10 protein-coding genes are annotated in these 13,380 nt (G+C 57.2%); 5 read left to right on the top strand and 5 right to left on the bottom strand.

Features of this window, described 5'->3' with window-relative positions:
• The first annotated feature begins 281 nt into the window (after nt 1-281).
• From WDN01_07990 to WDN01_07980, 3 genes are read left to right on the top strand one after another with little or no spacing between them, the layout of a single operon-like run.
• The gene (locus WDN01_07990; GenBank protein ID MEJ0025953.1) at nt 282-479 is read left to right on the top strand and encodes a hypothetical protein; all 198 of its coding nucleotides are present in this window, start codon (nt 282-284) and stop codon (nt 477-479) included.
• Nucleotides 480-534: 55 nt separating this feature from the next.
• Nucleotides 535-1,818: a DNA methyltransferase gene (locus tag WDN01_07985; GenBank protein MEJ0025952.1), complete on the top strand. Its 1,284-nt coding sequence runs from the start codon at nt 535-537 to the stop codon at nt 1,816-1,818.
• Nucleotides 1,796-2,569, top strand: a complete 774-nt coding sequence (locus WDN01_07980) for a hypothetical protein (protein MEJ0025951.1) — start codon at nt 1,796-1,798, stop codon at nt 2,567-2,569. Before WDN01_07985 ends, WDN01_07980 begins: the two co-directional genes overlap by 23 nt.
• Before the next feature lie 36 nt (nt 2,570-2,605).
• On the opposite strand, the gene WDN01_07975 is transcribed toward WDN01_07980, so the two are convergent.
• Together WDN01_07975 and WDN01_07970 are read right to left on the bottom strand one after the other, a co-directional pair.
• Nucleotides 2,606-4,444 (bottom strand): hypothetical protein, encoded by a 1,839-nt coding sequence (locus WDN01_07975; GenBank protein MEJ0025950.1) that lies wholly within the window; start codon nt 4,442-4,444, stop codon nt 2,606-2,608.
• A 6-nt stretch (nt 4,445-4,450) separates the two neighbouring features.
• On the bottom strand, nt 4,451-7,018 hold the full coding sequence (locus tag WDN01_07970; protein MEJ0025949.1) for a sensor histidine kinase: 2,568 nt from the start codon (nt 7,016-7,018) through the stop codon (nt 4,451-4,453).
• A 208-nt stretch (nt 7,019-7,226) separates the two neighbouring features.
• On the opposite strand from WDN01_07970, the gene WDN01_07965 reads away from it, so the two are divergent.
• Nucleotides 7,227-8,033 (top strand): RES family NAD+ phosphorylase, encoded by an 807-nt coding sequence (locus WDN01_07965; GenBank protein MEJ0025948.1) that lies wholly within the window; start codon nt 7,227-7,229, stop codon nt 8,031-8,033.
• Between the two features lie 109 nt (nt 8,034-8,142).
• Here WDN01_07965 and WDN01_07960 read toward each other — a convergent pair whose 3' ends face one another.
• Complete coding sequence (locus WDN01_07960) at nt 8,143-9,483, bottom strand: hypothetical protein (GenBank protein ID MEJ0025947.1); 1,341 nt, start codon at nt 9,481-9,483, stop codon at nt 8,143-8,145.
• A 236-nt stretch (nt 9,484-9,719) separates the two neighbouring features.
• Here WDN01_07960 and WDN01_07955 point away from each other — a divergent pair, with 236 nt between their 5' ends.
• Nucleotides 9,720-10,682, top strand: a complete 963-nt coding sequence (locus WDN01_07955; protein MEJ0025946.1) for an HNH endonuclease — start codon at nt 9,720-9,722, stop codon at nt 10,680-10,682.
• A 731-nt stretch (nt 10,683-11,413) separates the two neighbouring features.
• Here WDN01_07955 and WDN01_07950 read toward each other — a convergent pair.
• Both WDN01_07950 and WDN01_07945 read right to left on the bottom strand, forming a co-directional pair.
• Nucleotides 11,414-12,691, bottom strand: coding sequence for a HipA domain-containing protein (locus WDN01_07950; protein ID MEJ0025945.1), 1,278 nt, complete (start codon nt 12,689-12,691; stop codon nt 11,414-11,416).
• On the bottom strand, nt 12,681-13,037 hold the full coding sequence (locus WDN01_07945; GenBank protein ID MEJ0025944.1) for a helix-turn-helix domain-containing protein: 357 nt from the start codon (nt 13,035-13,037) through the stop codon (nt 12,681-12,683). The genes WDN01_07950 and WDN01_07945 overlap by 11 nt, the downstream gene beginning before the upstream one ends.
• Between the last annotated feature and the right edge of the window lie 343 nt (nt 13,038-13,380).

The raw sequence follows: 13,380 nt of genomic DNA, 5'->3' as shown, positions 1-13,380 counted from the left end.
AGGCATTTTCGCGAAATGCGCGTCGGAAGGAAAGGCCGCGGCGGCGTGCCTGCCGAAAGCGACAGCTTGCGAAGCCTCTTTCTCCACCGGACCCAGAATGGTCAACCATCCCATCGGGCAATGCTGCCTAGCGCCGTCCACGCCCTTTGCTAGCGCGGCCACGTCAACCGCAGCCGGCAATCGCGGACAGATCCCTATTGGCCAACCGCAGTCTAGAAGCGGCGATTGACAAGACATCTAGCTATCTAGACACTTAGAAGGCTAGATAGCTAAATAGGGATATGACGAAAGCCTCCGCCCATGCTGTGACGCGGTCGCGACCGGATGGGCGCAAGTCGTTTCTGGTTTATCTGCCACAAGACGTCATTCGAAGACTGAAGATCGCGGCTTTGGATGAGGAGCGGCCTGCGTATCTGATCACCGAACAGGCTGTACGCGACTACCTGAATGGGCGAAACCGCCAGAGGAGGGCGAAGTGATGGCGGTAACCGGTCGACAGGTCTTGTGTGCTAGCCTTCACGACAGGGGAAAAGCATGAAGCGGCTACCGAAGCGGATGTACCTCGACTTGTCGGTCGATGCCGAAATCGCACTTATCTCCGGTGCGCGATCGGCGGCACCCGTCAAAGGCCTCACGCATGGCTACTACAAATATCCCGCGCGGTTCAGCCCCGAATTCGTGCGGGCTGCGATCGAGGCCTTCACGGACGTTGGAGATGTTTGCCTCGATCCCCATGTCGGCGGTGGCACGACGCTCGTCGAAGCGCTCGCGCTGGGCCGAAATGCAATTGGCGTGGATATCAGCACGCTTGCGGAGTTTGTCACGAGCACTAAGACGACGGTGTTCAGTCCGCTTGAAATCTTGAGGCTGAAAGCTTGGACCGCGCGTGTCAAAGCGGCGGTCGATATCAGGAAATCGTCCTCGCGCTCTGCCGCCTACGAAGAGCTCGGGTATTATAAGCATCTCGATCACCCGAGCCGATGGCGGCTGAGCAAGGCGATCGACCAAGCGTTGGCCAGCGCAGATCGCCTGAGTGCCGCCTCACTCGTTGCCTTCGCGCGCTGCGCTGTCCTTCGGACAGCGCAATGGGCGTTGGATGGACGGAAACACTTGCCCACCATCGAGGAGTTTCGGACGGTACTCTCCGCGACTGCGACAGAGATGATCATCGGCGCCGAGGCTCTGATCGTCGCGGTGACAGTGTCTGGCGTGGCTCAGCCAAAGATAACTGTCCTCAACCGGTCGGCGGCTGGGATGGAAGATGATGATCGGCTGAAAGGCTGGTCGCAGCCAAAACTCGTGCTGACCTCGCCCCCCTACCCGGGGGTCCATGTCCTGTACCATCGCTGGCAGGTTGATGGACGCAAAGAAGCACCGCTGCCCTTCATGATCGCAAACAAGCTGGATGGCGCCGGCAGCAGTTTCTATACAATGGGCGATCGAAAATATCCTGAACTCAAGACGTACTTTGACAACGTGCGATCCACATTTGCATCGACCGCCGCGTTGGCAGGTGAGGATACCGTCATCGTTCAGATGTTGGCATTTTCTCAGCCGGAGTGGCAGTTGGATCGCTATCTCGCCACAATGGAAGAAGCTGGGTTAACCGAGGTCTTCTTGAAGAGCTTGTCGTGTTGTGATGATGGCCGGCTTTGGCGTCAAGTACCTGGTCGCCGGTGGTACAGCGACCAGCGTGGTGTAACGCCAGGCTCTCAAGAAGTTGTGCTGTTCCACAGGCGGCGGCAGGGACAAGCACGTCCGATGACTTACGACCGCATGCAACAGAGTGAACCGCTTGTTGAGCAAAGGGCCAATTGAGCAGCCGTCAATCCCAATGATTTGTGTTATTTGCGGCGCCAGCAATACCGTAAAATCTCACATCATTCCGCGCAGTCTTTTCCACGCTGCTAAGCGACCCAACAAGCCGATCATCGCCAACGCGCCGTCAGGCATCGGTTACCAAATCCTCCAGTCGGGACATTGGGACAAGTCAATATTGTGCGCGGAGCACGAGGCCGACTTCGGGATCTATGACGAATATGGCGCAGTATTTTGCAAAGCGTTTCTCACCCAACTGCGCGCGGGGAAAGTTCGGGCGGTGATCGAAAATCCCCAGCCGGAACGACTGGTCGGGTTTGCGAGCGCCTGTGTATGGCGTTTTGCGGCGTCCCGTACGCAAGGTAATCCAGGCAAATTGCTTGGGCCTTACGCCGCCAAATTGGAGGAGATGCTGTTTCGAGGTGGCGCCTTTGACCCCTTGTTGCTCATCTCACGGCATGGGTATCAGGATCGCAGCGGGGCTCTTCTCAACATGGGGACGCTGCCTTTTGCTTATCGTGAAGAGCGACTGCGCTTTTGGCGGTTCATCGTCTGCGGGCTGATATTCGACTTGAAGCTGGACAACCGCGGTCCGATCCCGGCGATGAAGACGCTGGCCGTCAACGACATGAAATTGGTTACGATCTTCGAAGACTTCCCTCAGAATCCCGCTCGCGATTCCACCATCGGCCCATCGCTGACGAGAATGTCCGCGAGATCACAACAGCGTTTCCGAAAACGGGAGCACTGAGTCGACTGGCGTTGGCCGTGTTGTATTGGGCTGGCGCTATTGGGCTTGGTCGCCGCCTGACACTGCGGCGATCGGCGCAGCCGAGGATTCAACCACTGCCGACGCTTCGCTTTCTGCAGGATTAACGATGTCGACATCCATGAAGTCGAGATCAAAGGCATGCCGGCCAATGACTTCTAAGTACTGATCCAGCAACGCAGCGACATAGGGGTGACGGATTCGGCCACGGCGACGCAGGCGCCACGTCACGCGTTTCAGATTGTCCGACGGATCGTCCTCGGGCTTGGGATCGCGAACGGGCTCGAATGTCGGACAGAAGACCTTTTTGAAAGGACTGTCTTGGGAGACGCATAGCTGGAGGCCATCGGTAAGCAATCCACCGCCCTTTACTGCTGTCGCGGCCGCAAGGACTTTTGTCGCTGGTGCAGTGCGGCGACCATAGATCTTGTGTTGGGATGCGAGGAGACCATGCGGCGCGCCGTGACCATCATCGACGCGGACTCTTCCGTCATGGCGAAATGACGCGAGGTCGAGGACAGATAGTCTCACGACCGTGACATCATGAAAGCTGCAGAGCCATTGCTCGCCGTCCAATTTGAACGGGAGCGGATACACTTTCCCTGTCGCTTGTGCGGCGTCACCTTTCTTCAATTGCGCGAGGAACGCTAAATCGTGGGCCCTCTTCCCATTGGGCCTCAGCGCGATATCGCAAGGCTGAGCAAGGACCACGAAGCGCCGTGGATTGGCCGCAGTCTCCTTTTCTCCGCGGTCATATTCAAAGACATCCCCGCATGCAATAGGTGAGTAGCTGCGGTTTATCAACTCCTCGTCTTCCCAGATCTCCGCCTTTCGAAATCGCGCTAGATTTTCATCCGGGACGACGTTCTCTATGGGCAGAGGGATCTCGCGCAGGTCACGTAGGCGATAGACGCTTCGAAGAGCCGCTTCATCTGTTCCGAAGAACATCCGCATGTCTTGGCCAAGTTGCGCGGTGATGATCCGCTCGACGACGTGCAGTTCTGAAACACCTTCCTTGTAGCCGCGCTCGAAGACGAATGCTTCCAGTTGCTCCGGCGGTACGCTCAACAACTTGTCAGCGGCGTCACGGAACGACTGATCAATCTTGCCGCGTGCGCGGTCGATGACTTCGAAAAGCGAGCGGCGAAGGCCCGCGCGCTTGATCGCAGTGACGAGCGCCGTGTTGAGCGCCTCTGCATTCTCGAAATCGAAAAGCCGCTCCTTAGCGATCACGCATATTGGGAGTCCGAGTGCATCACCCCCATCTCGCGCTAATGTTGCTCTGAGCTCAGCCTCTCGTTGTCCTTCTGTAGCGACCGTGGCCTCATGGGTCAGGATAAAGGGATTGCCCTTTGATTTTCGGGTCCATAGCTGCTGAAGAATCTCCAAGCCACGCGTGCTGGAGCCGCCCGCTTCGTTCAGATCGACAATATACGTCGTACCGTCGTCGTCACCGTCCTGCACTTTCTGGATTTCTTCGGCGGCGCGGTCAAATGTCCACCGATTTTCCGGCGGGACCTGAAGAACCTTACAGACCTGGCTTACGGCCTCGTCGGAGAGTTCATTTGTAGGAAACTGCTCCGCGATGTTTTCCTGCTCGAAGAACGCCTTGCGAATCGCCTTTAGGCGCGCCAGATCGAGACTTCCTAAGATATCGGCCATCTGAATATTGGCGCGATCCTCATCGACCTGCGCCAGGGCGAAGGTCTCCGCGAGTTCTTGGAAGCCCAATCCGGACGCAATCTCGCGATTGCGCAATAGCAAGCCTGCGAGTTGGTCGGATGTGTCGTTGAACTTGTCGTCGATCCAGACGACAGTCTTGGAGCCAAGGATCTTGAGCGCATCGCCAACATCCATGGCACGCTACTCTTTTAGGTAAGGTGACAGGTTCACCGCGAATTTGTAGCGGCGCCCGTCAGCATTGCGATCCTTCGCCAAGACGACATCACAACCGTCGTTCACGAGGAGCTGCCGAATGATGAAGAGACCCAGTCCCTGGCCATCTTGCTTCGGCTTCGCCGTTACAAACATCTCGAAGAGCGAGTCTTCGTACCGCGGGTCCACACCGGGCCCACTATCCCAGATCGTGAACCCGACACGTGTGAGATCGAAACCGATGATCTTTGGCCGGCTCTGCTCGCCCGCGGCGTCCGCGCGACGAAGCCAATAGACACTGTTACGAACGAGGTTGTCGATGACCTGGATGAGGCGCGAGCGGTTCGCGCGCACGGTTCTTCCCGCGCCGGCAATGACGGTCCTAATTCCGGCGCCATCCAGCGTGCCAATTCGGGTCTTTATATACTCTTCGACCAACGGCTTGAGTTCGATGATCTGCTTTGCCGTCCTTGTCCGCGGTAGCATGGGGTCGATGAGCGCGGCTGCGTTTGAAATGGCGCCGCAAGACGCGCGGATCGATCGCAGGTATGGCAGGATTGCGTTGGCGGGCGCGCTGCCCTTCTTTGCAGTCTTCTCGATGGACGAGACGCTTTGCCGAATTTCGGTCAAATGGGTCCGAAGTTCGTGCGAGAGTCCTCGCGCGCTAAGCCCCACAGCTGCGCTCTCGAGCAGGGAAAGTGTTTGTTCACTTCGGATGTCGAATTCCTGCTTCAAACGCAAGAGGTCGTAGGGCGGTAGTGACCCGGATGTGAGCTTGGTTCGCACAACTTCGATTGCGCGAGCGGCGTTTGATGCCATCTTCAGCGCTCGTGCCGTGGCCCCGGAACGATCCGTCGTAGCATCTTTCTCAAGTTTCTCGATTTCTGTCTGAAGTGTTGCAGCGACGGCGTCAGCTTCTGTCCGAGCCTCGCGCGCTGACCGAAGGTTTTCCTCTACCACCTGAAACGACGCCTCGGGCGTAGCTGCCATAGGCGCACCCTTCGGCACCACTTTCGCCCGAGCGTAGTCATCGAGAGCACGGCGCACTTGCTCCAGCGCATCATTTGCGAAGTCTCGACACGTCGTGGCCACTACATAGAACCCGCGATAGGCCGCGTCTTCCACGAAGCCTTCGCGGTCGGATTTTTCGGTCAGAAGATAATTGTTTTCGCCCGTGAGCGCGAAATATCCAACCGTATTCTCTGGACGCATGCTGTAGGTACTACCGGACGTCATGCCTGAAGAGAGTTCGAGCCAGTCGCCATGGGATCGAACGCGAAAGCCATCTCGCAGTATCGAGATGCCAGACATACTCTTTATTAGAGTCTTGTCGATGGGGATCCCCGCGGGCGCTCCCTCGTCGGGTTCATCCGACGCATCGAGGTGAAAGAAATAAAAGGCTCCGGAGAACGGACCAGGATCCTGTATTGCCGCTCCCTGTCCCGATGTGATCTCCGACAGGCGGTACGTCCGCTTAAGCGTGGCGAACCAGCGGCCTTCAAGGCTAATGGGATCCATTTGGAACGGCTTGAGGCGATTGTAGGTCGGAAGGTATTCGGCGAAGCCGGCTCCGCCGTCGACGTCGAAGACGATTTCCGTGCGTGCCTTCAAATTCTTTGAGCGTCGCGACATAAGCAATTGTTTCTGAATGCGTGCCTCTGCGACCAACAGGGGCTCTCCGGACGTGGCATCGCGCGTCCAAGCAAACGTAAATTCGGCCATCGCACGGTTGAGGAGTTCCTCCGTGATCGTAACAAGCGAATAGTCGACCCCGTCCAGAGAAATGCCGACGGGAAACGTCGATGTCACCTCGAACGGCGAAATCAGTCGTGCCAAACTTCGCGTAACTTCGTGAATGCGATCCTTTCGGCGCCAGTCGTCCAGATCGCGTAAGCCAAGAACGGAAACGCGCGTACCCTTGAATCTGTCTGTGTTCTCGCGGACTTCGGTATACACAGGGATGTCTTCGACAATGGACGCTGACTCGCAGTCGGTCCATCTGAACTGCGCGATCGCCAGGGGCTGGTCTTCTCCGGTGCTGGTTTCAATCCGCAGTATGTCGCCCAGTTTCATCGAGCCGAGTCGACCCAAGCCCTTATCACCAAGAGGTGTGCGACCGAGTTTCGTCTTCTGCTTTCGTGCATCACGGCCGGCGCGCTTGTCTGAATGGCTGATGACGAGCCACGAGTTGCGAATACTGTCGACGGACAATCCGTCTCCGCTGTCTTCGATGGTAACGCGCCCTTTATAGTGTAGCTGGCGTGTCACAGCCTGCGCATCCGTCTTGCCGCCGGCGGTGCTCTCTGGCGTGCCGTTCACGAATTCGACTGTTACGGTCTCAAACGGCGCTGCGAACTGACGTAGGCTGGCGGGCCCAGTCTCGGTGGTTTTTCCGCATTCCCTGGTATCAATCTCGATCCGACACCACGGCGCGTCGGCATCATATGAGTTCTTAACACACTCCAGAATTGCCTGCTCGGCATCGGTCACCAGTTCGCTGCCGAGCTGCACGAGCACGTGGGCGCCGACTCGCAGATGTTGTTCGCCTGTGGTCACTGCCAGAAATCCGTTTGCTCGTGTTCGGCCATCGCTAGGCCTGGGAGGGTCCACTGATTTGCCGGGGATAATACACGGAACCGGTCGCGAAACGCCTCCCTGCCAAGGCCGCTCCCAAGAGGGCAGTCGGGGCGCCCGGTCTTGGGTTGCTGTGGCCACAGCCCTGCCGTTATCTGGCCGTCAGGCCCGACCAAGGAGGATGTGAACCATGATGGATGAACCCGCTACGCCGGAATTTGCGTCCTGGAAGAGCTACCAGGAATTTGCGCGGCGCGTGCGCCGGGAGCGTCGTTACGCCACCGACCCGGCATCGAGGGCGTTTATTCAGACGGTGTTGGCGACCGCGCCCGTCCGCGACCTCACCATTAACAAGGGTTTGATTCTCTATCGGGCACAACTGGACGTCGAAGAGCGCGTATTTCAGGATGACGACGGCGCTGAGCGTATCGAGATTGTTGGACATGCCCTCGACCGGATGATGCCCAACAGTGAGAAAGTTCAAGCGGGCAGGGCGAATCCAAGTGGGATCGCCTATCTTTATCTGGCGTCACAGAAGTTAACCGCTGTCTCGGAAGTGCGACCGTGGCTGGGAGCTGGCGTTTCTGTAGCGCAATTCGAAGTGAGACGAGACGTTAGAGCGTTGGACCTCACCAAAGGGCACGAGCAATTTGGCTTTGGGCTGCTTACGATGGAGCAACTCATGGGCGAGGCGTCCGTGGATCGCGACACCAAACGGCGGGCAGTGTGGACCGACATCGACAGCGCGTTCTCGCGCCCTGTATCTCGGTCGGAAGAGACCTATGACTATGTTCCGACACAAATTCTAGCTGAGGCCTTTCGAGAGACGGGCTATGAAGGCATTGTCTATCGGAGCAGCTTTGGAGATCCCGGCTACAATATCGTGCTATTCGACGTCCACGACGCCGAGATATGTAGCTGTGCGCCCTACACGATCAACAAGTTGTCCGTCGAATTTGAGCAATCCGGAAATGACTGGTTCGCATCTACGAAGTAGCGTGTCAGCGCTTGAGCCCTGCCAAAAATGGCCTGGACGGCCGGTCTGCTCAAGTTGGCGCTTTCTTTTTGGCTAGCCATGTACCGCACCACCATGGCGAACATCGCCACTAGCGTGGCGTTGTCTTTGCAGGCATTCGCAAGCCGCCAACACTCACGTCGGGAGAAAATTGGATGACAATGTAGTCGTCGTCGGAACCGTCCGCACCGCGTTCAAGACGAACGTCCGAGATGACCTCTCTAGACCGAACGGCCTCGTTGAAGAACTCTCCGTTTCCGACGAGGCGCTCGATGATTTTGTCATGCGTAATGTGACCTGCAAGCAAATCCCGCAATCCTCTAGCTGATATTCTCACAGTTAACCCCTTGTGGTTGGAAGTAAGATTTGTTGGAAGGTAGGCGCTATCGAATAGACGATTTTGCACCCAAGAGCGGGCTTGATAGCCATGCAATCGAGGTGGCGGCAGCTGCTCCTGAAGTTTGAGAACACGATCGTACTCGCCAGAGGGGACGGCGGACCGACGATCAAAGACATGCAGGTGCCAAACGCGTGGATCAGAAAGCGCGTCCAGTGAATTCTCGTTTAGGCGTTTTGGTGAAAACACACAGACCACGTCGATAGCTGACTCGGCCATAAAAGTTCGAATGATGTCCTCACCGCGCACCGCATACCAGCTGCGTCCTGGTCTGAGGTTGCGCAGCAGGGCACATCCAGCGTCTCCCAAGAAGATACCTCGCCTCACGCCGGGCGGCACATTCCGTAGTTGCGACCTCTCCTTGTCCTTCAGCGCGCGATAAAGAGGATTGTCGCGGAGATCGTATGCTTCGCTAGGCATTAACGAGAATGCCCTCACACGTTCATGCGGCCGATCCTGCCAGGTGATCACAACGCCGATATGTTTGCTGCGGAGAGTGAGCGCGGGCAGTGTCGCGGATTGGGTAAGCCAACGACGTAGCAGCTCGCGCAACGTATCATCGAGATCAAAACTGCGGGTGATGAGACGCCGGCGGACGAAGGTCGAGTAAGATCGACCCTTCCGTATGACAGTCTCGTTGCCACTCTTTTCTAGAAACTGAAAGACCAAATGCCGGCCGGATCCTCCGCGAATCGAATTGCAATAGTTCGATATGATGTTGGCAGCACGTTTCATCGCCACTTCGTCTGAAAGAGGCGCGTCGGAAAGAGCAGTTACTTCGACGAAGGTGGGCCCGCTGCCGAAAAGATCGGCAGAAAACAGGTCAGGAAATTTGGCACCAGCAGGCTTTTCGATTTCAAGCGCGGCGACTCTTGAGACGCCCCATGTCAAGGCGAGCTCGTATTCGCTTGGTATGCTCTGATCGGGATTCTCGCTTCTGAGCCGGCGTAGCAGATCTTTTGCCTTTGAACTCGAGAGCCACGGGTCGAGCTGGTCCAGCATAGTTTGAAGTTGTCGATTGGAAAAAATCGGCATTCCGTCACACGGCGGCCCCGGCTCGTAACACCAACAAGGACTAAGAAGGTGGTGGTTTCAAAAAATTTCCCTGCACGGTCGTGGAATCAGAAATCGACTCACCTGATTCAACAATCCAGATTATAGCGTGCATGCGGGTGTTCACAATATGTTCCGGTTGGGATAAGTTTGCTAGCGTTGCAACGGTGGACCGCGCGGACGTGATAAATTGAGGCCGCCTTACATAGTCGATTGATATGATCTACCTCGAAATGTCACGCGACGAAGTCCACGGCGACGAGGGCTGGGGATACCGGACTTGCGTCTGGGCGCCGGTCGAAAAGGCTACCGGCGGTAAGTGGCCATTTTGGTCAAAGATTCTCGACCTAAGAACAGGCGATACCGTCGTCCATCTGCGCGGTGTTGGAAAGCAAGCGGCGTTCGAAGGCTATTCGATCACGGCTGAAGATGGATATGAAACCGCTTCGCGTCCTCCGCAGCCGGGCCAATGGGATTTCTCAAAGCGTTTCTATCGCGCGGACGTGACGGACTTTAGTCCATTCGACCGCCCGATTTTGCTTACCGAGGTGTTTGCCGGCCGGCGCGCTGCGCTGGATGCCTATTTCGACGGAAACAAGCAGAAAACAAAACGACGCAATATTTTCTTCGTGCGACAAAGTGGCCAACTCCAGTGTTTGAACGGTGCATATCTCTCGGAAATTGATGAAGAGCTATTTTCGGCGCTGTTTGATTTTGCTCCTTCGCCAAGCAATTCGGCTTTGCCCGTTGTCTCCGTCAAGACAGGGCAGCAGCTTGCTCTGGTGCATCGGCGCTTGGGTCAAGCCGCCTTTTCGAAGGAAGTTCGTGAGCTCTATGGAAATGCGTGCTGCTTTCCATCCTGCCAGATCACGGATGGCCGTTTTCTTGTCGCATCGCATATCGCACGATGGACAGACAACAAAATGATCCGTGGCGAACTCGGCAATGGCTTATGTTTGTGTCTAATGCATGACAAAGCTTTTGAAGTTGGAATATTCACCCTTGATAACGATTTTCGGGTGTTGGTAAAGCCAGACGTGCGAAATAGCTCGTCCAATTTGAGCGTTCTATTGGCAGGAGGGCACGGACAGAAAATTAAATTGAGCAGCATAGTGCCAGCAGGATCGGCAATCGCTCAACACTGGCAGCGCATAAAATGTGATCCCGCTCTATGGCGGTAGTCCCAGCCCACGCTAGGTTTTGATTGATAAACGATGCCTCTGTCAATCATAGTTCAAGCGATCGCCACGAACGCACGGTGAGCGCGCGCTCTTTTTTTCCCAATCGCATCAGCATGAGTTGCGGTCGTCTCGATTCGAGTATGCCCATCGATTGTTACGCGATGTTTCAGTGCCGCACTATTCTGAACCGAACCAACTCCGAAGGCGCGACGTATCACTTTCGGCGTCGCAACTTTTGCAGCCCTCATTTGACAGGATCAGGTTCGACGTTTGAACCAATCGCAAAACAGTCTAGAGCCTGGCATTAATCCTCTGAGCGGAGCGGTCAGGCAAAAGGCCAACAAGATTTGAGAAAGCGTCCTGGTCATCGCGTTGTGTCGCGCTCCTCAGCATCGCTACTAGTCCGAGGGATTGCTTCGAGCAGACCGGTTAGCGAGCGCACGACGACCAGCCGCCGCCGACCAATGGTCCGAGTGTCGAGGCGGCCATTCCCGATCAGCTCGTACAACTTCGTTCGGCCCAATCCGCTGACCTCGCAGGCCTCAGGTATTGTGCAAGTTAAACGCTGCAAAAAGGGGATTCGTTCTGTCGCCATTGTTCACCACCGCGCGTGAGCATTCTTTGGACGCTCAAACGATTCGGCGGTTGTGGCTGGCCGTCAATATCCTTTCGTGGCCGAGGTAAGCCGCGGCGAATACGAGAGGGCAGAAAGGCATCGCCGGAAACTCTCTTTATCGATTGAGATCAATATCCAGGCCGGGATAGGCGAAGGCTCCAGAAATTCGTTCGCAATCCGCCTCGGATACGCCAGCGCGCCGGGCCGTGTCATACCAAGTTGTTTCAACGATGTGGCGCATTTTCGACAGGATCTCGGTTGCGTCCTCGTCGGCCAGCAGAAATCGGGCCGCCTGCGACAGCAGATTGCCGACGCGTGCCACACGGCCCTGGTCGCCGCAGATAAGTGCAAGATCGCGCTGTTCGAGGCTCACGAGCGGCGTCGGCGTCAGGTCGTATGCCGGCGACAGCCGCCAGTCGCGGCCCTTTGCGATCACGGCGTGGTTTCGCGGATGGTCGTCCGTGTTCGAGATCAGGGCATTGAAGCACATGCGGCGAAACAGTTCGTTTGCGTCACGCTTGGCTTCGGCGCTGACCCGGCGCAGTTCTTCTGCGAGCAAAATATAGGACCACCTGTCGCGGGATTGGTGCGAGTCCTCGGTGCGCAGAAGCGTGAGCCCGCTCACCATACGCGCCCGCCTATATCCTGTTTTTGCCTTTTCCCGGTCGAACCGCTTGACGAGAAGAACGTCGCGGTTACCAACGGTCACGATTTTGCTCTCTGCGACGTTCAGGCCGCAGGCCTGTGCAAGCACCAGCATCGCGTGTTCGACACGGGCGTTATTCCACTTGTCATCGGGGCGGTTGAATTTTGCGATCCACAGCGCGCCGTCGTCTTCGACGACAACTTTGGGGCGGGCGCCGCCCATCGACGTGCCGGCGAGCAGCAGCTCCTCGACCTGCGCTTTTGCGACATCTGCCGGCAGCTCTTCGTCCTGGACGATGGCATCGGCGATCGCCTGCAGCTTGGCGAGATCGATGCGGTGGTTGAAATCGCGCTTGGGAGCGGGCGGTTTGACGCCGAGCCCGAAGCCCAAGGCGCCGGCGCGGTCGTCGGGAGAATAGAGAAGGTAGTCCAATTCGCCGAGCTGGACCTTCCCGGCATGACGCTCGATGACGCGCCGCCCCCACCAGTCGGGACCGGCGTCGCGCAACGCCCCAAAGACGCCTTTCATCGCAACGGTCTCATACACGCGCGGCGCGAGCTTCAGTTCGACGGGATCGATCGGCACGGCGTCCTGCCGTTCAAGATAGGACTTGGCGTAGACGAAGCGGCCGAGCGGATCGCCGTTGCGCCCCGTCGCCAGCTCGAAGCGCCCCGCGGTCACCGCTTCGGTCGTTTCCGGAAGCGTGATGTAGACGTAACATTCTGTTGGCGGAATTTTAGAAGTCATTGTCGAGCTTTCGCGGCCGGCGGGCCCGTGCCCGTTCATGATTCAGGGAGAGTGCCGTACCTTCGTCGTCGCGGCTTGGCTCGGCCACCGCGCTTAGCTGGTCGAGAAGGCCGTAGGTCCAAAGCAGCGCGGCATAGACGGCGACGCCCGTCGGCGGGTTGCCCCGCTCGGCGTCGGCAACGACGTAGCGGCTCGCCCCAATCTTCTCGGCGACGTCTTCGATCGTCAGATTGCGCCGCAGCCGGGCGGTTTTAAGATTGAGGCCCAATTTCTTCAGCGTGGTTTCCACGGCATGCGGGAGCGAAGAGAGCAGGGTGCTCTTCGATTTACGGGTGGTTATAGCCATCTTTAAGCGCCATTATGTTGACTATAGACACCGTAGCGCCACTTTGGCCACTTGTCAATAATGTTGCTTGCAGACATCATAAATGGCATTTGTGTGGATCACGGGCGACATAAATACTCCAAACGGCCCCGTAGTGGCCGAAACCCTGCATTGCCAGCCCTTTGCGACGGCAACCCATGCCAAACGCAGGACCGCGCGATCCGGTGATCGATAGAATTTAGCCTATCGATCATGGAAACGCGGCCTGCGACGCGTCATGAGCAGCCGGTCTTCGAGCGGCCGGCGAAGGTCACGAATCCACGCCAGCGCGGAAAACCGCCTTGATCCGCCACCATCGCCGCCG

It is taken from the genome of Rhizomicrobium sp. (genome assembly GCA_037200985.1).
Lineage (GTDB): Bacteria > Pseudomonadota > Alphaproteobacteria > Micropepsales > Micropepsaceae > Rhizomicrobium.
This window is presented reverse-complemented; position numbering and strand designations above follow the sequence as displayed.